The organism is Amycolatopsis sp. NPDC114505, from assembly GCF_055633615.1.
On sequence record NZ_JBVKDV010000001.1, the window covers coordinates 1,635,706 to 1,655,567 of the forward strand.

Below are 19,862 nucleotides of genomic sequence, written 5' to 3' on the forward strand. Positions count from 1 at the left end.
CTAGCCGAGCACCTCGTCCGTCGTGGCGACCTTCACCAACGGCCCGTACAGCCGCATGAGGTCCAGCGCTTTCGCGTGGCTCTCGTCGTCCACGCCCGCGCACGCGTCGGACACCACGGTCACCGACACGCCCGCGTCCGCCGCGGCCAGCGCCGTCGACAGCACGCAGCAGTCCGTCGACACGCCCGCCAGCACCAGCCGGGCGCCGCCGACGCGGGTCGCCAGGCGCGGGGTCCACTTGCCGAACGTTGTCGCGTCCACTGTGGACGGCGGGTCGAACTCGGAGATCACTTGGTACAGCTGGTCATCCGGCGGCCGCAGTGCGAACGGCCACTGCTCGTAGTACTGCTTCCACGCCCCTTCCGGGTGCGCGGGCGCGATGAACCGCGTGAACACGACGTCCGCGCCGAACGCGTCCACCAGGCGGTGGATCGGCGGGAGCACCTCGGCGAAGCGCGGGGTGAACCACTCGCTCGCCGGGGTGGCGAACACGTTCTGCAGGTCGATGACCGCCAGGACCGACCTCACGCCGCCTCCTGCGCGCGGACCCGTTGCCGCGTGAGCAAAGTGACGACGAAACCGAGTGCCAGCGCCAGCAGCACGCCGAGGTTCGCGAACGCCCACGAGCCGTCGCGCCCGCCGAGGCCGAGCGGTTCGAGGAGGTAGCCCTGCCACTGGAGCCAGCCCGCGGCGGTGTTCGTGACCAGGCCCCAGCCGAGCGCCGTCGCCACCAGCACCAGCGCGATCGGCCCCCACCGGATGTCGCCGTAGCGGCCGGCCGGGTCGAACAGGTCCGGCTCGGCGTAGTCGTGCCGGCGCAGCAGGACGTCCGCGAGCATCACGCCGCACCACGCCGCCACCGGTACGCCCAGCGTCACCAGGAAACCCTGGAACTGGCCGAGGAACTCGCCGCCGAAGAACACGATGTAGATCGTGCCCGCCACCATGAGCACGCCGTCGACGAACGCCGCGACCGGCCGTCGCACGCGCAGCCCGGCCGACAGCAGCGCCAGCCCCGACGAGTAGATGTCCAGCACCGCGCCGCCGACCAGCCCGAGCACCGCGACGAGCGCGAACGGCACCAGGAACCACAGCGGCAGCAACGTCGTCAGCGCGCCGATCGGGTCCTTCGCGATGGCGCCGTTCAGCTCGGTGGACGAGCCCGCCAGCAGCAGCCCGAACACCAGCAGCACCAGCGGCGCCACCGACGCGCCGAACGTCGTCCAGCCGACCACGCCGCGGCTCGACGACGACCGCGGCAGGTAGCGCGAGTAGTCCGCGGCCGCGTTGACCCAGCCGAGGCCGAAGCCGGTCATCAGGAACACCAGCGCGCCGACCCACTGCTGGGCCGAGCCGGACGGCAGCGCGCTCACGGCGTCCCAGTGCACGTCGCCGACGACCAGCACGACGTAGACGACCGTGAGCACGCCGGTGATCCAGGTGATCCACGTCTGCAGCTTCATGATCGCGTCGAAGCCGAGCACGCCGGCGGCGACGGTCAGCGCGGCGACGACGACCAGCGCGATCACCTTCGTCGCCGTCCCGCCGCCCCAGCCCAGGCGTTCGAAGACCGTCGACGTGGCGAGCGTCGCCAGCGCGGTGAGCACGGTTTCCCAGCCGACCGTGAGCAGCCACGAGATCGCCGACGGCAGCCGGTTGCCCCGGACGCCGAAGGCCGCGCGCGAGAGCAGCATCGTCGGCGCCGACCCGCGCTTGCCCGCGATCGCGATGAACCCGCACAGCAGGAACGAGAACAGGATGCCGACGACCCCGGCGACCAGCGCCTGCCAGAACGAGATGCCGAAGCCGAGGGTGAACGAGCCGTAGCTCAGCCCCAGCACCGACACGTTCGCGCCGAACCACGGCCAGAACAGCTGCCGCGGCCTGCCGCGCCGCTCGGCGTCGTCGATCACGTCGAGGCCGTTGGTCTCCACCTGGAGCTTCCGGGTGCCCGTTTCGGTCATGGCCCGTCCCCTGTGGTCAGTAGGTGCTACGACTCTGCCCGTTCCGCCGCCGCAGAGCGAGCAGTTCGTCGACGAGCGGCCCGAATTCCAGTCGATTCACCGACAGCACGGTCTCGACGACGTCGGGGCGGAAGGCACCCACGCCGTGCGCGGCGCCGAGCATCGCCCCGCAGATCGCGGCGACGGTGTCGGTGTCACCGCCGAGCCCGGCGGCCAGGCGCAACGCCGCCGGCGGGTCGTCGCCCATGGCCTCGGCCAGCGCGAACGCGGCCACGACGGACTCCTGCGACGCGACCGACGTGCCGATCACCCTGGCGACCGCGTCGGCGACGGCGGCCGGCGCCATGCCCCGCACCCAGCCGCGCGCCCACTCGATCCGGGCGGCGATCTCCCCGCCGGCCGCCCAGTGCCCGCGTTCCCCGCCGACGACCGCGGCCCGCTCGCCGGCGTCGAGCGCTTCGGAGAGGCTCGCGCCCTCGACCCCGGCGGACACGGCGGCGGCGACCGCGGCGGCGGACGCGATGCCGAGGCTGGTGTTGTGCGTGACGCGCGCGGTCGCGGCGACCGCGTCGACCAGCGCGTGGAGGTCGTCGGAGGGGGTCGCGATGCCGACCGGCGTGACGCGCATGGCGGCGCCGTTGGTCGTCCCGGTGCGGCCGGCCTCTTCGGCGGGGACGCCGTCCTGGAGGCGGGTGAGCGCGCGTTTCGTGGAGGGGCCGAGGAGGTCGGCGGAGCCGCGGCGGATCATGTCCGCCTCCCAGATGAGCAGGGCGTCGGCGAAGACCTGCGGCTCGACGGTGCCGCGGCCGTCGATGAGCAATCGGGCCAGCAGGACGGCCTGCTCGGTGTCGTCGGTGACCGACCCGGCGGGCATCGACGGCGCGACCGGCTGCTCGGCGACGGCGGTGAGCAGCCCGGTGACCGGCCCGTAGGTGGCGGCGATGGCGGCGCGGGACATGGACTGCGTCGGCATGCCGAGTGCGTCGCCGACGGCGAGCCCGGTGAACGCGCCGAGCGCCCGGTCCCGCGCGCTCACCGGTGTCCGAAGGTGAGGTGGAACTGGAACCGGTCCGGGTCCAGCAGGCTGACGACGCGCTCGACGAGCCGGCCTTCGACGTCGACCGAGGTGCGTTCGGCGCGGAGGAAGAGCTCGCCGATGCTGCGGCCGAGGAGCTCGGCGTCGCCGGCCTCGAGGCGTTCGGTGCTGATCCACTGGTCGCCGCCGACGGAGATCCGCCCGGCGGCTTCGAGGGTCTTGGTGAGGGAGCCGTCCCGCAGGCCGGTCTCGGGGAGGTCGGCGAGTGGGCCGGCGGCGGAGACGGTGGCGGTCTCGAGCGAGACGCCCCGGTCGTGCTCCCGCCGCAGCCGCCGCACGGCGACGTAGGTCTTCTCGCCGAACTCTTCTTCGAGGTCCCGGTCTTCGACGGTCTCGATGCCGAGGAGCTCGGTGGTGACGGGCGCGCCGGCGTCGGCGAGGGCGCGGGCCCAGCCGAGCCGCTGGTCGAGCTGGACGCCGTCGAAGGTGACGAACGACCCGACGCCGGCCTGGGTGGAGATCAGTTCGAGCTGCTGGAGCTCGGAGAGGGCGCTGCGGACGGTGCCGCGGCTGACCTGGTACTGCTCGGCGAGCTGGTTCTCGCCGGGGAGACGTTCACCGTGGGCGAGGCGACCCGAGCGGATCAGGTCGGAGAGGTCGCCGACGAGCTGCTGCCGCTTGCTGTACATGTACACACCTGTACACGCTGCGTTCGTGCTGGTCAAGCGGCGACGAGCTGCTTCGCGCCGGCTTCCCGCGCGACCATCTCGCCGGCTTCCTTCGCGGAGGCCCCGGCGGCCACCATGATCACCGCGAACGAGGTCACGAAGATGACCGTGCTCAGCCACACCATGGTCGAGACGGGCAGCGTGAAGGCACCGACCACGCGAGCGGCGCTTTCGAGCATGAACCCGACACCCCAGATGAAGCTGCTGCGACGCAGGACTTTCGCGAACCTCGGGTTGGGGTTCAGGCGCTCCCAGGCGGCTTCGTGGTCGTCCTTGCCGTGGGTGAGGAACGGGCGCAGGGTCTTCGTCATGATCGGCTGCGCGGTGAACGCGGAGACCAGGATGACGAGCCCGACGAACCCGCTCCCGATCGAGTCCTTGGCGATCATCATGCGCGCATCCCCGGAGACGAAGGTCAGCAGCATCCCGACGACGTTGGTCACGAGGACGACGAGCGCGAGCCCGTTGAGGGTGCGGTGCTTGGCGAACTGGAAGAGCGTCCTGGCCAGCGGAAAGACCCCGGAGAGGGCGAGGGCGGCGAAGTCGCTGGCGCCGAGCGAGTGGAGTCCGTAGTAGACGCCGAGCGGGACGGCGATCTCGACACCGAGGGTCTGGAGCAGGGAACCGAGTCCGTTGTTGTTCGTCATGCGAAAAGCTTGTCGCGGCACGGGGTTCCGGAAGGGTGCGTTCCGGCCGGTTTTAGCCCTGACAAGTGTCACGGTCGTTGCCCGGCCGCCGATTCCGCCGGGAGTCGGTGGCCGGGCTAGGCCGGCCGGCTAGGCCACCAGGTAGCCCAGTAAGAAGACGATCAGGAGCACCGCTACTCCGGCGACGGCGAGGACTATCTGGATGTGCTCGCTCCCACCCACGCCCGCGGTCGCCTGGGTACCTCGGCCCGACGGACCGGGGGGTGCCGAGCCGTCGCTTCTGGTCCAGCGTTCGAGCGCTGCCGTCCAGGCCTTGTCGGGAAACTTCCGCCCGGCGGAAGCGCTGATCATCATCGCGAGCGGCTCCGACGGGCACTGACGCACGACGTCGATCGCGTGGTGCACGGCGACAGGATCGTCGAGGTCGGCCAAGTCAGGACCGTAGGTGACTTCGAGCAGTTCGCTGAGCAGCTGCTCCCGCACGACAATCTCGACGGTCCGGGCGGCAGTGCTCAATACCTGGGAATTCAGGTCTCGCCGCAGAACGTCACGCCCCTGCGACCCGATCCACGTGCTCGCGAGCGAGCGTAGCTCCTGCTGGAGGCTTTCGACGGAGTCCGCCGTCAGCAGACCGTCGGCGCGTCTGCCGTGCTTCGGAACGTGGTGGGGTTCCGGCCGTGATTCGTACGCCGGCTGCTCAGCTGGTCCGGGCTCGCTGAAGGACCGAGCAGGTTCGAACACGGAAGGTTCTTCGCGGGTCTCCGCCTCCGGCAACGGTGTGCCGTGCAAGAACAGAGCGACGAGCTGGGTAGCCAGCTTTGCGTTCTGACCGGTCGGCGCCTGGCGCGTTAGGACTTTCGCGCGCCGGACCACAGCCGCCGTCTTCGGAGGGGCGGGGACGAAGACGATTTGCGGCAGTCCTTCGACGTCGTGACGATCCTCGTAGGTCGAGAAGGTCCACGGCACGTCGATCGGCAGGTGCTCGGCGGCAACCTCACGCAGCCCCCAGACGAACGGCAGCCGATATTCCTCGGGACAACCCACGATGGTCAAGGGCAGGTACGGGTCGTCAAGCAGCCGAGACAGCGCTGAAGCGAGGCCGCGCTCCAGCTCGTCCACGTAGGGTCGGTGCTGCTCGGCGGCATGTTTGTCGGCGGTCGTGGCGAGGTTCGACGCGGGGATCGGCTCCAGCGCCGGTGGCGGTGTCGCCTGCCAGTCGGGCCAGGCTCCCAAGGCCAGTGCAGCCGACGTGTCGAGGAGATCGGCTGGGCCGATCAAGACGTGTGAATTGGTCCGGCCGTCGGAGTAGCCGTGGCGCACCCGGCGCATGACTGCCGCCATGTCGCCGAAGACGAAGTACGACAGGGCGTGCGGTGGCGCCGTGGCGCTGTTGACGGCCTGGAGCCTGATATATCGCTCCAGGAGGCGCAACCATTGGTATTCGTCCTTCGGCGACATCGAAGAAACGAGCAGGGTCTGGCGCTTGTTCGTGTCGGACCAGCCGAAAAAGGCCTGGTGGAGGAACTCTTCGGAGCGGGGGTGGCCGGTCACGGGAGTCCCACCTTCTCTGCTTCCGGCCCGGCGAGGACACCGGACATGGCCAAAATCGAGATCAACGGGGTCAGCACGCGGGTGGGACGCACCCCGTGGGGGAAATACTTTTTGGTATCGTCGCCTGGCGTCACTTGAATCGCTTCTCCGCCACTCGCGGATACGAAGTGCACGGTGCAGCGTGGGAACGCCTCGTACGGTCTGAGTGATGACCCCGCACCGACGTATCGCAGGTAGGAATAGGCGTCCCGGCTTTCGGCGCGGATCTCCGCCGCGCTCAACGAAGCCGCGTCGCTCTCGCGCAGCCACCGATCGGCAGGTGGCAGGTAGCGGAGACGGTCCGACTTCGTGACCGCGATCGCCGCGGCGAGTCCGGTGCGGCTCTGCAGTCGCTGGACAGCCAGTTCGAACGAACGGTTCTCGCTCAGTGCGTGTGAAGCCCCCGCCTCCGGCAGATCCTCCGAGGCCTGAACGAAGATCACTGCCGTCGCCGCGAGCAGGAATCGGGTAGCCCGGTTTTGAACATCGGTCTTCTCGAGGTCTTCTCCCGAAACGTCGAAGAACGTCACCGGCCGGGCACCGTGGGGGCCTTCCAGCAGCAGGATGTCGGCTTCGATCGATCCGGGACGAGATCCCGGCAGCGCGGCTCCACGTTCGAACGGCTCGATGAAGCTCTCACGGAAGAGGTCGTGGCGGCGGCGGTCGAGAGCCGACACCTTCACCCCATATGCGTTGAGGCCGACCAGATAGGCCTGCCGGATCATCGCGGTCAGCAAGTGGGTCTTCCCCGCAGACGGACCTCCGACGAGTCCGATCACGAGTGGTTCACCGTAGTCGGCGTAGGTGGCGGGCAGGAAGTGCGGGAACGAATCCCCGGACGGGTTCGGGCACTGCCGGTAGCCATTGCGGAAGGCGTCGATCCGTCTCGCCTCGGACATCTGGCTGAGGTCGTGGTTCGCGTAGTCGCCGGCGTCTTCGTCGAAGATGGCGATCGTCGGTCCCTGCGGCCAGGGGAAGTCGTCGGCGCACATCGGGCACCGCACGTTTCGTCCTGGACCGAGGCCGGCGGTCATCGGACCACCGCCATCAGCAGCGCGAGGAGTGCGGTGGTGCGGAACGGGAACCGGCGCCAATTTTTTCGGCCGGCCTGGCCGTTCCCCGACTGTTTCGGAGCAACATCGGTTGCGCCGGGCCCGCGCTTGCGGAGTCCGGCTTCGTCGAACTCCTTGCGTCCCGTGCGGAAGGCCTCCCCAGGGGTCTCCCGATGAGGGAGCGGACTTCGCACCCGCAGTTTGGCGAGCAGTTCGACCGCGTGTGGCCGGTGTTCAGGGGGATTGTCGAAGACGGTGGACAGCAGGGAACGAAGCCGTTCAGGATCCCGGTTCCGGTCGGGCCAGGCGCTGTCGGCCAGTGCGCCCAGATGGTTGCGGCGGACGACCCGGCCGGCCGCCCAGACGTCGTCGCGAATGTCGACGATTCCCGTTCCTTCGAGCTGCTCGGGTGTGCGGGGCGGCGGCCCACCGCGTCGTCTCGGCTCGCCTGCGCGCTGCGCCCATTCGAAGTCGACGAGCTGGACGTGCCGGCCGTCCCAGCGGATGGCGTCGAAGTTCACCGCCCCATGGACGACCGCGGCCGCGCCGATGAGCTGGACGGCGCGGAGGAGGCTGAGGTCGAACTGCCGCCGCTGATCGTCGTCGAATCCCTTCACCCCGGCAGCAACCGGTTCGCCGGTGTAGGCGCGTAGCAGCACGAACGGCTCTTCGACGTCGACGTTGTAGGCGACGAGCCTGGCCAGCTCCGGCGGGTACTCGTCGGTGTAGACCTGCCCGAGCCGGGCGCCGGCGCGGATCTCGTTGTCCAGCAGCGTGTAGAGCCGGGGGTTGCGCCGCCCAGCGGCCCGCGAAACGAACTTGCGAACCAACCGCTGCTGGTTGGCGAGGACGATCCGCTGCTCCAGCGTCGCCCCCGGCGAGACGAACTCGCTGTGGTCGGTGAGCGTGATGTCGCGTAGCCGTCCCGTCACGTCCCGGCACCACACCACTTCGGTCCTGGCTTCCATTTAGCGGGCACCTCCCAGTACCTGGCGGACGGACTCCGGTCGCAGCGGCAGCAGTCGCAGGGCGCCGACGAGCTCCCCGGCGCTCCACTCGACGCCGGGGTCGGTGGCCAGGCGTTGGTGGGCGACGTCGTGCTCGAGCACCTGTCGTAGCTGGGCCGGGGCGAACCGGACCAGAGCGGGCTCGGCGGCCGTGCTCAGATAGCCCAGCTGGCCGCTGCGGCAGAGCTGGGTCATTTCGCCGTCTACGCGGGTGCGCAACGCCTCGAGCGCCGCGGGCGACTCGGCCCACATGCGGGCCATCAAGGCATCCCGGGGTGCGGGAGCGTGGTTGAACGACGGTGTGGTCAGCAGACCGGCAGCTTCGAGGTGGGTCCGGTACTCGTCGAGCAGGTACTCGAGCCGCTGGGAGTAGCCACCCAGCGGGGTCCGCAACGATGACTCCGCCGCCGGCCACGCGGGCGCGAGGGCAGTGCGGCAGAGATCCGCGAGGTCGCCGTGGACGACTTCGTACAGTTCCGTAGGGACCGGCCGCAGTCGGGCTCCGGGGGGCTCTCCCGCGGCGTTGACCAGCGATTTCTCTGCCTTCTTCAAGGTCTCGGCCAGCTCTTCGAGCCCTCTCGACACCTCCGCAGCAGCAGCGGCGATCGCCCGGTGCCGGCGCATCGGCAGCCATTCGGCGACGACGACTTGTTCGGCCAACCGCCTCAACTCGTCGAGGCTCTGGCGAAGTGCGCCGATCGGCAGCTCGGCGCACCACCGGCGCGTGGTCGACCGCCACCCGAGCACGACCGCGGCGACAGTGCCGAGCACGGTCAGCACGGTCGCGATGTCCGCGGTCAGAGGCGGAACGGTCAGCTGGTCAGCCAGCGCTCGGGAGAGGAGAGCTCCGGTGCCCACCCCGAGAAGGGCGATCGCGGCATAGGTGGCGACGACGACGGAACCGGACTCTTGGCCAGGCCGGCGACGCACCACGAGCGATCCGGCCGCGATCCACACGACCGCGAGCAGCGCGCTCGCCAGCACTCCGGGCCAGCCCGCACGTACCGCGGCGAGCAGCGCGCAGCCGACGAACACCAGCGGGAACACCGCTGAAGGCAGCGGCCACCGGCGGACGGGTGGAAGAACCAGGCTCAGTGAGCCGCAGCGTTCGAACTTCTCGACCGTCGCCGCGCAGCCCTGGGGGCGGCTGTTCTCGGACGCGAATCGGGTCTCCTGGGCCAGGGCCGGCAGTGACGCGCCTTCGTCGAGCCGGGTTTCGATCGCCAGCCGCAGGCCTTCGGCGATCTCGTGTCGCCGCGCTTCGGGCGGGGTGCGGACACCGAGCTCCACCACGCTCTCGATCGGCGGGTTCCCCACCTGGAGCTGGCCGTCGATCCGATTCACCAGCTCGGCCAGGTGCCGACGGTAGTTCTCGGCCGCTTTGCTCGCCAACGCCACCTGCTCGGCGAGCTCTGCGGCGCGGCCAGGCCCGAGCAGCGCCCTCGCGTTGATCAGCGACCGGGCCAGTACTTCGACCTGGTCCAGCCGGTGCTTGGCATCCGTCCCGGCCTTCGCGACGGCGCCGAAAAGCACCGCACCGCCGGGGTCCCGCGTGTCGTCGAGCCGGCGGATCTTCGCGGCCAAGTCGTGCGACGGCGACTGGTCTTCGGCGCAGAGCGCCCGCACGCCTACGGCACCGGCGGCCGCCAGTTCCTCGGGGTCGACAGCGTGGGAGACCAGCCGGATCCCCGGATTGGCCGCCGGTCCGGCAAGCTCGCCCGACACGGTGACAACGCGGTCGAAGAGCTCAGGCACGAGCAACGCGGAAATGAGCCCGTCGAGCGCGTCGCCCGCGGCGGCGGGGCGTAGCCGCGCAGTGTCCGGAGCCCAATCGACCCCGCGCCGGTCGCCGGCCCAGAGGACGGTCGCGTGCCGCAAGGCCGGTGGCACCTTGAGGATGACGCCGTCGAGCGGGTTGTCCGTGCTGGCTTCGCCGATCGCGACGCACACGACCGCCGTCACCATGTCGCCGCCCACCAGGGACAGGTAGGTTTCCGCGTGCTCGACGAGCGTGTCGGCGTCGTCGAGGACCGCTACCCGGCCCGAGATCCCGGCCGGCACGCCCGCTGCTTCGTCGCGCAGGTCCAGGAGGGTCACCTTCGAGGTGCTCACCAGCGTCATCGGTCTAATCCGTCCGCGACGTCGACCAGCTCACGCAGGTCGATGAGGTTCTTCGTCGTGCCCTGGACGTCCTGGGCCAGTGCCGCGGGCAGTGTTTCCGACCAGAATTCGCGGAAGACGGCCAGCTGCGGGTCCCGGCTGAGCACGCGGTTCTCCCTGGCCTTTTTGGTCATCAGCAGTTCCTGCTCGGCGAGGTCGACAATGGTGGTGAACTCCCGGGCCGGTGGTGAAGGTGACCTGTTGGCTCCCGTGGGCGCCGACGACATCAACCTGGCCGCGAGGCTGCGGCGCGCCTGCTGGTCGTCGGTGAGGATCCAGTGCTCGTAGGCCTGCAGCACGCTGGCCCATGACGAAAGCGCGCCTAGCGGGGTGAGCTCGAGCTTCATCGGCACCGCGTCGCGGCCGCCGAGTTCGACCGCGATGGAGCGCGGACTCGCAGGGTCGCCGTCGATGAAGATCCGGCCCTCCCAGGCCGCGCAGAGCAGCCGGTGCAGGATCTGCCGCCGATCGCGGCCGTCCATCAGCAGGTAGTCGGTTTCCTGGCTCAGCCGCCGGCGCCAGGGCAGCGTGTCCTGCGGCTGTGGCTGTCCCTGTGCTTCGGCCCAGAGCTTCACCACGCGGCGCAGCTCGGGCACCTCGGTGATGCCCATCGAACTGCGGGTCAGCACCACAACCATGGAGTCCGACTGGACCGCGCGAAACTCCGGTTCGCCCATCATGTCGGCCGGCAAGGAGACCTCGCGGCGGAGCAACCGCTCGATCTCGTCGCTCTCCTGCGCGGCCGGGTAGGTGAACAGGGCCTTAAGCGGCGCTCGGCCGTCCGGCGCGAAACCGCCGGGGACCAGTTCCGCGAGCTTCTGCCTGAACCGGTTGAGGTCGCCGTCGGTGACCGTGCGATCACGGCGCTGGACCGCGTTCGCCAGCAGGTCCTCCATCCGCGGGATCAGCGCTGGAACACCGCGGTCGTTCGGCCGGACCTGCTCGGTCACGGCCTGCTTGATCCGCTGGCGCACATAGGCGACCGCGGACTCCGGATCGCGCCTGCCCTTTTCGTACGCGATCGTCCAACCCTCCTTGCCCAGCAGCAGGTTGAGCACGTCCCCTTCACCGGCGTTGGGCGCGAGGTGTTGGGAGAAGCCGAGCTTCAGCCGTTCCAGCACGGTCTGGTAGAAGCCTTCGAGGCCGAGGTTCTCCGGCGGGAGCAGGTACCCGACGCCGACCCGCGGCTTGTAGAGGTCCTGCGCGCGCTGGTCGAACTGCTGAGGGTCGTTCCGCGCGTGGTGCACGAACTGGTCATGGATGCCCTGGAACTCTTGGACGAACGCCTGCCACGGTCGGCTCCACAAGCGGTGGCTGTTGTTCCACGTGGCGTTCCAGATCCGGCGCGTCTGCCAGGCGTACCAGTTGTCCTGCAAGCGCACGACGTTCTGCGCGGGCGCGTCGGTGATCCGCACACGCTGCAGCTGCATCTTCTTGCGGCGCAGTTCGTTCGGCAGTGGCGGGGCCGCGCTGCTGAGGCCGGCCGGTTCCGGCGGCGGGGATCGCCAGCTCTCCAGCAATGCCCGGAAACCGTTCTGGTCCAGCGGATCGGTTAGATCGCGGTGCCCGAACAGCCCGCGCTGCAGGCGAAACAAGTCGATGTCGCTCAAGAGCGCACTGGCCGCGGCGACGGGGTCGAAGGCCTGGGCCAGGTTCGCGACCGGACCGGCGAGGAGCTCCGGCCCGCGGTCGATGTTGGTGCTCATCGCGTTGGCGCGTTCGGTGAGGGCCGCGAGGACCGGCCCGTAGCCGACGGGAGAGCCCTGAGGCGGCAGTCGGTTGGGGATCGCTTCGAGCAGCTTGTCCAAACCGGACGCGGTGATGAAGCGCCGGATGTGGCTCTTGTTGGTCTCCGCGGCGAGTGGCGGCACACGCAGTTGGTTGATCGCGTTGGCGAGCAGGTGCGAGCTGACAACGTCGGTCAGCTCCAGCAGCGGGATGGTCAGCGCGGCCACTGCGCTGGTGGTTACCCCACGCCTGCCGACGCCGGTGTCGGCGGTGGCGTGCCGGTCAACCTGGCTGTTGATGAAGCCGTCCGCGAACGACTGGTACGGCCGGTTCGAGCCGCCGCCGTCCTCCTCATCCGGACCGGACGGGCCGGCGCCGATCAGCGACGTCATCAGGGAGACCATCGAGCGGTTCAGGTCGTCGCGGCGCACACCACCGACCGGCCTGCCGAAGAGGAACGCGGTCTGCACAGTGTTCGCGGCCAGCTGGACCTGCTCCAGCTGTGGGTAGTGCACGGACACCGCGCCCCGGGTGCCGCGAGCGTCCAGGGCCTCAGGGGAGCCATGCGCGTTCTGATCGTCGACCAGCCGGAAGAGGTCCACGAGTGCGGAACCTGCGTTGAGGTCGGCTGCGCGCCCCCCACCCTGACCCTCGTCGAATGCCGAGGGCATCAGAACCAGCGGGTAGATCTCGGCGTTCTTCCCACCCCGCTGCATCAGCTCGCCGATCAAGTGCAGGTAGTCGTAGTAGATACCGCAGCCCGTACCGCCGGCCACGGAGAACGCCACGAACACGATCACCGGATTGACGCGCTGGGACCGCCGTCCGCTGAGCACGAACAGGTCACCAGCGGACTTGTTGATGGCGGCGAGCGCTTCCTTGATCGCCAGCAGGGCGGTGTCGGGGTTTCGCCTGAGGGTCTCGAACAGGACGCCGCGCCCGACCGTGGGGAGCTGACCGGCTCCGCGTACGAGCGGGCCGATCAGCGGATCGGTCTCCCGCGGCGGCAGCCAGCGGATGGCCTCTTCGTCCTTGATGTTGATCCGGAGGCTTTCGGCCACCTCGGCGGAGTTCGAGAGCCGGGCCGGCACCAGGTCGGTGATGAGGTGCATGGTCCGGCGGGCCGCCTGCTCGTGTTCCCGGCCGGGCACGACCTCACGGCGGACCCGCTGGAGCTCGTTCGCGCTGAGGTCCGCGTAGACGAACTGCAAGCAGGAGGGCAGCTGATAAGGCAGGAACTGCGAGTCCTGCATGTCGGAGAGAAGCCGTGTCCCGTCCGGTCCGCACAGCTCTTCCCGGAGGCTCTTTTCGAGCTCGGCACCGACCTTGCAGCCCGTCCCACCGAGCCCGACGAACAGCATCGGTTGATAGATCCTCATCGCGGCATCGTCCTCACGGTCAGCTGAACGGGTTGTAGGGATCGAGTGGCGCGGATTCGCGCCGTGGGGCGCCCGCCGGCGGTGCGCTGTGGAAGGGGTCCTCGTCGAACGGATCGTCGTGACCAGGACCGCCGTTGTGGCCGTTCCCAGGGTCGTGAGCTGCGCTGGCGAACGGGTCGGGCGGCAGCGGCTGCGGGGCACCCTCCGCCGGCGAGACGTCGAACCCGCTGGCTGACGACGGCCCTGGGACGGCACCGCCGAAGGGGTCGTACCCCATGTCGGCCACCGGGACTCCGGGCACCGGATCGGCGGCGCTGCCACGCTCGTCGAGGATCACGATCTCCAGGTCGGGGTCGATCTCCTGATGCTGGCCGGGTAGGAGCCGGATGGCCGCAGCGCCGGGCGGGACGAATTCGATCCGCTGTCCGGCACGGCGGATCTCGAAGAACTGCGTGTCACCGGGGGCCGGCTCGTGCAACTGCGGTCCGGTGAAGTCGGTCTGGACGACGAACCTGAACCGGCGGGCGCGTGGCTCGCGCGGCTCGAGTTCCGGCCGGGGGTCGCCGTGGTGGAGCAGCCGTACCTTGAGGCCGCGCACGCTGCGGTCGTCCTTCCGGGCCCGCAGCCGGACGTAGCCGAAAACCAGTGCCGTGACGACCAGGGCGGCCAGCCCGACGAGGTACCAGAAGTACTTCTGCACGATTCCTGGCTCCGGCTCGATGGTCGCGGCGTAGAGCCGTTCCGCGACAGCGACCTGGGGGTTGGTGTCGTCGACCAGCCGGAGCTTGGCGGCGTTCCCGCCGAGCGGGGAACTCGTTCCGAAGTGCAGCGTGAACGGCGTGGTGGTCTGGCCGGGGGCTGCTTGGACGATCCCGGGGTCGACGGTCAGCGCGGTGCCTTCGGTCGGCTCCACCACCTCCAGCCGCAGCCGGGTCGCCTTCCCGGACTGGTTGGCGACCGCTACGGAACCCGAGACGGAGGCGCCGGGGGTGAGCTCGGCGTCGTTGGTGTCGAAGAGGATCTGCGCCTGGATGGTGGCGGGGCCGCTCCGGATGCGCGCTGGGAAGATCCGGGTGTCTCCGCCGATGCCGATCCCGGAGACCCGGCCGGTGAAGGTGAGGTCGCCCGAGGCCCCGTCGGGCACCTTGTACTGTGCGGAGAACGTCCCGTCGTGGTCACCGTCGGCGAGAGGCAGGTCCTGCGCCGGTGCGCCGGCACCGCTGACACTGGTTACGAAGGTGAGCCCCTGCAGGGTGTTCGCGTCCGTGATCGCGTGACCCCTGGCCCAGACCTGCATCTCGATAGAGACCGCCTGGCCGGCGGCGGGCTGCGGTGGGGTGACGTTCAGGTACGCCTTCACCGCGGCCTGGTAGACGACCGTGGCGGCCACGTCCTGGGCAGGCACGTCGCCGGAGGAGAGGTGGATTCGCCATTCCCCCGGCTCGGGATCGGTGATCCGCAATGATTCCGTCTCGGTGGTCTGGCCCACGAACTCGAAGTGCGATCCGCCCGGGGAGCCGGCCGCCGCTGAAACGGCCTTGGTTGCGCCCGGTGCCCAATACTCGACCTGGACACGAGGATCACGCTTGTAGACGAGGATCGAAGCGTCGCTGGCGACGGCGGGGATGGAGACTTGCAGGTCGGTGGCACCGCCCTGGGGCACCCGGCCCGTCGCGGGCGGCTCGTACTTCACGCAGCTCGCCGAACTGAGAGCCTCGCTGACGGCCTTGGTCAGCTCTGCTGAGGTCGGCGTGACCTGCTCGTGCGGGTCGGCCGCGGCCGGGCTGCAGCTCTTACCCTGCGCGAAGCCGCGCAATGCGTTTTGGTCGACCGAACCGAAACCGAGCGGCCACACTTGCACGCCGGCCCCGCCGAGTTCCTTGAGGACCTCGGCCAGTTTCGCGGTGGCCGCGTCGTTCCGGCGTTGTGGTGTGTCGCCCCAGAATTGACTGTTCGCCACGTTGAGCTTGCCGTCGGTCAGCAGAAAGACGACCTTCTTCTGTGGCCCGCCCGCCTGCAGGAACGCCTGTGCCTGCTGCAGCGCGGCCACGTGGTCAGTGTCGTCGCCCTCGGCGGGCGTCCGCCGGTGCAGGCCACCGATGCAGTTCGCGAGAGAGTCGCGCTTCTGTGCGGAGTCGAAAAGTGTCGGCGCGCAAACGACGTCGACCGGGCTCTGTCCCGGACCGTTCGAACTGCCGAAACCAACCACGGAAACGACCGAACCCGGCGCCAGCACACCACCCGCGATCGTTCTGGCCGCCTCCTTCTCCTTCACTACGTCGGCTTCGCTGATGCTTCCCGACTCGTCCACCAGTATCGAGACCTGGAGCGCCGGAAGCGTGGCTGGCGAATCCTGCGCGGAAACAGCGGCAGGCGTCAGGATCGGCAGGAAGAGTGACAATCCGAGGAGGTATCGGAAGCGGCGCCGGGACGTTCTTGCGAGAACGGTCATCCCGATCACTCCGCCCGCGACAGAATCAGGGAGCCGAGCATGGAAGAAGCCCTTTCCGGACTGGGACTGTGAGTCATCGACAGCGAACAGCCTAGGAGTCGGGGTGCCGTCGTTCGTCGTTACAGGACGGAGCAGTTACGCCCGTACAGCGGTTCCTTGTAAAACGCGCGCAATCGACCAGCTCTTCCTGGCGATAACGATTCTCCGTGCGGGCGAGTTGTCGTGTTTTTGTCCTGTACTCGACAACGGAAGCGCGGTAGACGCACCCGCAAGGAGGACACGGCCGCGTCACGTAACGGGTATGCGAGCCGGGGCGATTGTTGAACGCGAGTGTGCACAGGTGCGTTGCCGGCGATTTCCGCAGTGGAGGCATAGTGACCGAGATCGTCGCCGTCAGCGAGCGCGGCGGGGCGAACATGGACGTGGTCTTCGTGCACGGCCTGAACGGCGACCCCCGTGGTTCGTGGTCGACGTCCGAACCCGATTCGTTCTGGCCGGCCTGGCTGACGGAAGACATACCGGATGTCGCGGTGTGGTCCATGGGGTATGACGCGTCATCGAACACGTGGCTGGGCAAGGCGATGCCGATCCGGGAACGGGCGATCAACCTGCTGGCCCAGTTGCAGAATTTCGACATCGGGCGACGGCCGTTGTGTTTCATAACCCACAGCACGGGTGGGTTGTTGGTTAAGGAGATGCTGCTCAGTGCGGCCTATGAACGTGCCGAGTACGCGCCTTTCGCGCGTGCTGCGAAAGGCATCGTTTTCCTTGGTACTCCGCACGCGAGATCCGGCATGGCAGACTTCGTGACGGCATTGGGCGCCACGTACCGGAGGATCCCGGGTGTCGAAGGGCTGCGGCAGAGCACTGACTTCCTGACGTCGCTCAATGAGCGTTACCGGGACTGGGCGGACCGCTCCGAGATCGCTAACCTGATTTTCTTCGAGACGTCTCGGACGCAGGGCGTGCGAGTCGTGGACGAGGTTTCCGCCGACCCGGGCCTGGCCGGGGTCCGGCTGATCCCGGTCGACGAGAACCACTTCAACATTTGCAAACCGGCCGACCGAGGCTCGCTCGTCTACGGTCAGGTCAAGGCCTTCGTCAGAAGGATCAGCGACTCGGTCACCGGTAGCCGCGATGGCGACGGCGAGCACGAGCCGTTCACGACCGACCCGGCCGGCGACGCTTCGGCCGCGTGGCAGGTCCGGACCCGCGGATACGCCGACCGCCCGCCGACGGCGGACTTCCTCCGCCGGGAAGCCATGATCAGGGCGCTGGCGGACCTGATCACCCCGGTGAGGGAGCAGCCTTCCGAGTCTTCGGGAGAGGATCATGATCAGTCCGGTCCGACCGTGATCGCGCTGGACGGAGCGTGGGGAACCGGCAAGACGTCGCTGGTCGACCTCGTCGGGCGGCAGCTCGAAACCGCTCCGCGCCCGGCTCCGCCGCCGGACCGCGGCAAGCGGTTGACGGCTCGCCGTGCCGACCGGTTGCTGGGCGGCCGGAACGGAGTCCTGCCGACCGACGAGGCGATGCCCCGGGCAGTTCCCGACACCCCGTCACTGATTACCGCGCACTTCCAACCGTGGGCGCACCAGACGAGCGAGCAGGTCTGGGCCGGCCTCACGACCACCGTCCTGGATGCTGTGGCGGAGCACCTGCTCCCGTCGCAACGAGCGGCGACCGAGGCCTACTGGTTCCGCCGCAACCTCGAGCGCGTGGATCGGATGCGGTTGCGCCGGGCGCTCCGCAAGAGCGTCTTGTCACCGATGCTGACGGTGTCAGTGCTGGCCCTCGTGGCTCCCCTCGTCGCTCAGATGGCGAGGTCGACCGACACCTACCGGCTCGTCGCCTGGGTCATCGCCGGGTCCAACATTGCGTTGCTCGTCGCCTTCACCCTGTTCCTGTTCGGGATCCTGCACACGGTCGGGCGGTTCTGGCGCCGCCCGGCGGCCGACTTCCTGCCCGCGGACCTGTTCGTGGGGCCGGTGCCGAGCGGCACCAAGGACGAAACGGTCCGCGACCCCTACCACAACGCGCGGTCGGGCTCGCTCTACCTCGCTCAGCACGATGTGTTCAGGGTTCTGGAAGACGTCCGCGTCAGCGGTCACCACATCGTCGTCTTCATCGACGACCTCGACCGCTGCACCCCGCGCGCCACTGCGGAAGTCTTCGAGGCGATCAACCTTTTCGTGACCCGAACCTTTCCGGTCACCAGGTTCGTGCTCTGCTTGGACACGACCACGGTCGCTGCCCATCTGGACGAGGTGTACGCGTCCTTGAAGGACAAAACCCTGCACGGCGACGACCCCAGCCCTGGATGGAGCTTCCTGCGCAAGCTCATCCAGCTGCCCATCCCGATTCCGCCTGCGGTCCCCGGGGATGTTCCGAGGCTCCTCGAACACCTCCTCGGTGGCGAGGAGTCACGGCGTTCTGTGGCGGATGCGTCCACCGGGTGGCGCGACGGCCCGCCGAATCCGGTCGCGGAGCCGGCAACGAACTCCGCGGACGGCGGTCGGTCGCTCACGACCTCGAAAGTCAGTGAAATGATCAAGGTGCTCGAACACCACCCCGGCGTTCGGCAGCGCATCACCGAGCGGCTGAGGGAACAGCGGGAGCTGTCGGTGCGCGAAGTAAAGAGGCTGCTCACGATCTGGCAGTACTACGTCCGGGTGCTCAGCCGCGTCGATCACGCCGATCTCGCCGAGCAGGCCCGCCACCTCGTGATCCTTGCCGAGATCATCGCGCGCTGGCCTGCGGCGCAGCGGACACTGCACCGGGTCACCGATGGGAAGAACGGGATGGAGCTGCTGGCGAACGCGACGAGCGACTGGGAGTGGTCCGTCATCGTGCGCGACCTGAAGCTCCATGACCCGGTGCACGGTGAATGTGTCGACGGCATTCGCGAACTCTTCGCGAGGTACGAAGGAGACAAAGTCGCCGCGCTGGCGGCACGGCTCATTTGAGCGAGCCTGCAGCTCAGCCACCGGAGTGCATGTCTTCCGCTTCCGGGACGCAGTCGTCGTCCGGGTCGTTCAGCCAGCCGTGGGGCAGCGTGACCTTGCCCGGTGAGCCCTGGCGTCCGCGGGGGCCGTCGGCGTTGTCCGGGAACGGGGCGTCGTGGTCGAGGCGGCCGATCAGGTCGTCGAGCTCGGGGAGGCCGGAGACCATCGCGAAGCCGCGGCGCAGTTCGGAGCCGACCGGGAAGTTCATGAAGTACCAGGCCATGTGCTTGCGCAGGTCGCGCAGGGCCTTGGTCTCGCCGTCGTGCTGGATGAGCAGCTCGGCGTGCCGGCGCAGCACGCCGGCCACCTCGCCCAGGTTCGGCGGCGTCGGCAGCGGGCGGCCGGCGAACGCGGCTTCCAGCTCACCGAACAGCCACGGCCGGCCGAGGCAGCCGCGGCCGACGACCACGCCGTCGCAGCCGGTCTCGTCGACCATGCGCAGGGCGTCGGCGGCGGAGAAGATGTCGCCGTTGCCGAGGACCGGGATGCTGGTGACGGCTTCCTTGAGGGCGGTGATCTTCGTCCAGTCGGCCTGGCCGGAGTAGCGCTGCGCGGCGGTGCGCGCGTGCAGGCTGACGGCGGCGGCGCCCTCGGCTTCGGCGATGCGGCCGGCGTCGAGGAAGGTGCGGTGGTCGTCGTCGATGCCGATGCGGAACTTGACGGTGAACGGCACGTCGCCCGCCGCTTTCGCGGACTCCCGGACGATCGCCTCGAACAGCTTCCGCTTGTACGGCAGCGCGGCCCCGCCACCCTTGCGCGTCACCTTCGCGACGGGGCAGCCGAAGTTGGAGTCGATGTGGTCGGCGAGCCCTTCGCCGACGATGATCCGGACGGCTTCGGCCATGGTCTTCGGGTCGACGCCGTAGAGCTGCATGGACCGGGGCTTTTCGTCGGCCCCGAAGGTCATCATGTGCATGGTCGCGGGGTGCCGTTCCACGACGGCTCGCGCGGTGATCATTTCGCACACGTAGATGCCGGCGCCGTACTCGGCGCACAGCTGCCGGAAGGCGACGTTGGTGATGCCGGCCATCGGAGCGAGCACCACAGGAGGATCGACCTGGTAGGGGCCGATCTTCAGGGCGGGCTTGCTCAGGGTGGCGGTCACGTCTTCCAT

Annotated in this window: 13 protein-coding genes; 1 reads left to right on the forward strand and 12 read right to left on the reverse strand. The window is 69.1% G+C overall.

What is annotated here, in order from left to right; genetic code table 11:
• The 11 genes from ACZ7OU_RS08260 to ACZ7OU_RS08310 all read right to left on the reverse strand — a co-directional run bounded on the left by ACZ7OU_RS08260 (nt 1) and on the right by ACZ7OU_RS08310 (nt 15,743).
• Nucleotides 1–528: a cysteine hydrolase family protein gene (locus tag ACZ7OU_RS08260; RefSeq protein ID WP_470254619.1), complete on the reverse strand. Its 528-nt coding sequence runs from the start codon at nt 526–528 to the stop codon at nt 1–3.
• Nucleotides 525–1,964 carry a purine-cytosine permease family protein gene (locus ACZ7OU_RS08265; RefSeq protein ID WP_470254620.1) on the reverse strand — a complete coding sequence of 480 codons (1,440 nt, stop codon included), beginning with the start codon at nt 1,962–1,964 and terminating at the stop codon, nt 525–527. Before ACZ7OU_RS08265 ends, ACZ7OU_RS08260 begins: the two co-directional genes overlap by 4 nt.
• A gap of 16 nt (nt 1,965–1,980) precedes the next feature.
• Nucleotides 1,981–3,000 carry an ADP-ribosylglycohydrolase family protein gene (locus ACZ7OU_RS08270; RefSeq protein ID WP_470240489.1) on the reverse strand — a complete coding sequence of 340 codons (1,020 nt, stop codon included), beginning with the start codon at nt 2,998–3,000 and terminating at the stop codon, nt 1,981–1,983.
• Nucleotides 2,997–3,689 (reverse strand): GntR family transcriptional regulator, encoded by a 693-nt coding sequence (locus ACZ7OU_RS08275; protein WP_470240490.1) that lies wholly within the window; start codon nt 3,687–3,689, stop codon nt 2,997–2,999. Before ACZ7OU_RS08275 ends, ACZ7OU_RS08270 begins: the two co-directional genes overlap by 4 nt.
• Nucleotides 3,690–3,721: 32 nt before the next feature.
• Nucleotides 3,722–4,375, reverse strand: coding sequence for a VC0807 family protein (locus ACZ7OU_RS08280; protein WP_470254621.1), 654 nt, complete (start codon nt 4,373–4,375; stop codon nt 3,722–3,724).
• Between the two features lie 129 nt (nt 4,376–4,504).
• Nucleotides 4,505–5,926 (reverse strand): hypothetical protein, encoded by a 1,422-nt coding sequence (locus ACZ7OU_RS08285; protein WP_470254622.1) that lies wholly within the window; start codon nt 5,924–5,926, stop codon nt 4,505–4,507.
• Nucleotides 5,923–6,999, reverse strand: coding sequence for a hypothetical protein (locus tag ACZ7OU_RS08290; RefSeq protein WP_470254623.1), 1,077 nt, complete (start codon nt 6,997–6,999; stop codon nt 5,923–5,925). The genes ACZ7OU_RS08285 and ACZ7OU_RS08290 overlap by 4 nt, the downstream gene beginning before the upstream one ends.
• Nucleotides 6,996–7,985, reverse strand: coding sequence for a hypothetical protein (locus ACZ7OU_RS08295; RefSeq protein ID WP_470254624.1), 990 nt, complete (start codon nt 7,983–7,985; stop codon nt 6,996–6,998). Before ACZ7OU_RS08295 ends, ACZ7OU_RS08290 begins: the two co-directional genes overlap by 4 nt.
• Nucleotides 7,986–10,145, reverse strand: coding sequence for a hypothetical protein (locus tag ACZ7OU_RS08300; RefSeq protein WP_470254625.1), 2,160 nt, complete (start codon nt 10,143–10,145; stop codon nt 7,986–7,988). It abuts the gene before it with no gap.
• Nucleotides 10,142–13,291, reverse strand: a complete 3,150-nt coding sequence (locus ACZ7OU_RS08305) for a tubulin-like doman-containing protein (protein ID WP_470254626.1) — start codon at nt 13,289–13,291, stop codon at nt 10,142–10,144. Before ACZ7OU_RS08305 ends, ACZ7OU_RS08300 begins: the two co-directional genes overlap by 4 nt.
• Nucleotides 13,292–13,310: 19 nt before the next feature.
• Nucleotides 13,311–15,743, reverse strand: a complete 2,433-nt coding sequence (locus ACZ7OU_RS08310; RefSeq protein WP_470254627.1) for a vWA domain-containing protein — start codon at nt 15,741–15,743, stop codon at nt 13,311–13,313.
• A 374-nt stretch (nt 15,744–16,117) separates the two neighbouring features.
• Here ACZ7OU_RS08310 and ACZ7OU_RS08315 point away from each other — a divergent pair, with 374 nt between their 5' ends.
• Nucleotides 16,118–18,709 carry a P-loop NTPase fold protein gene (locus ACZ7OU_RS08315; protein ID WP_470254628.1) on the forward strand — a complete coding sequence of 864 codons (2,592 nt, stop codon included), beginning with the start codon at nt 16,118–16,120 and terminating at the stop codon, nt 18,707–18,709.
• 13 nt (nt 18,710–18,722) lie between these two features.
• Here the strand turns inward: ACZ7OU_RS08315 and dusB are convergent, their stop codons facing one another.
• Nucleotides 18,723–19,862: a tRNA dihydrouridine synthase DusB gene (dusB, locus tag ACZ7OU_RS08320; RefSeq protein WP_470254629.1), complete on the reverse strand. Its 1,140-nt coding sequence runs from the start codon at nt 19,860–19,862 to the stop codon at nt 18,723–18,725.

Coding starts and splice junctions, on each gene's coding strand:
- ACZ7OU_RS08310 (WP_470254627.1), bottom strand. CDS start 15,743: ATGACCGTTCTCGCAAGAACGTCCCGGCGCCGCTTCCGATACCTCCTC.
- ACZ7OU_RS08290 (WP_470254623.1), bottom strand. CDS start 6,999: ATGACCGCCGGCCTCGGTCCAGGACGAAACGTGCGGTGCCCGATGTGC.
- ACZ7OU_RS08275 (WP_470240490.1), bottom strand. CDS start 3,689: ATGTACAGCAAGCGGCAGCAGCTCGTCGGCGACCTCTCCGACCTGATC.
- ACZ7OU_RS08295 (WP_470254624.1), bottom strand. CDS start 7,985: ATGGAAGCCAGGACCGAAGTGGTGTGGTGCCGGGACGTGACGGGACGG.
- ACZ7OU_RS08305 (WP_470254626.1), bottom strand. CDS start 13,291: ATGAGGATCTATCAACCGATGCTGTTCGTCGGGCTCGGTGGGACGGGC.
- ACZ7OU_RS08280 (WP_470254621.1), bottom strand. CDS start 4,375: ATGACGAACAACAACGGACTCGGTTCCCTGCTCCAGACCCTCGGTGTC.
- ACZ7OU_RS08265 (WP_470254620.1), bottom strand. CDS start 1,964: ATGACCGAAACGGGCACCCGGAAGCTCCAGGTGGAGACCAACGGCCTC.
- ACZ7OU_RS08300 (WP_470254625.1), bottom strand. CDS start 10,145: ATGACGCTGGTGAGCACCTCGAAGGTGACCCTCCTGGACCTGCGCGAC.
- dusB (WP_470254629.1), bottom strand. CDS start 19,862: ATGGAAGACGTGACCGCCACCCTGAGCAAGCCCGCCCTGAAGATCGGC.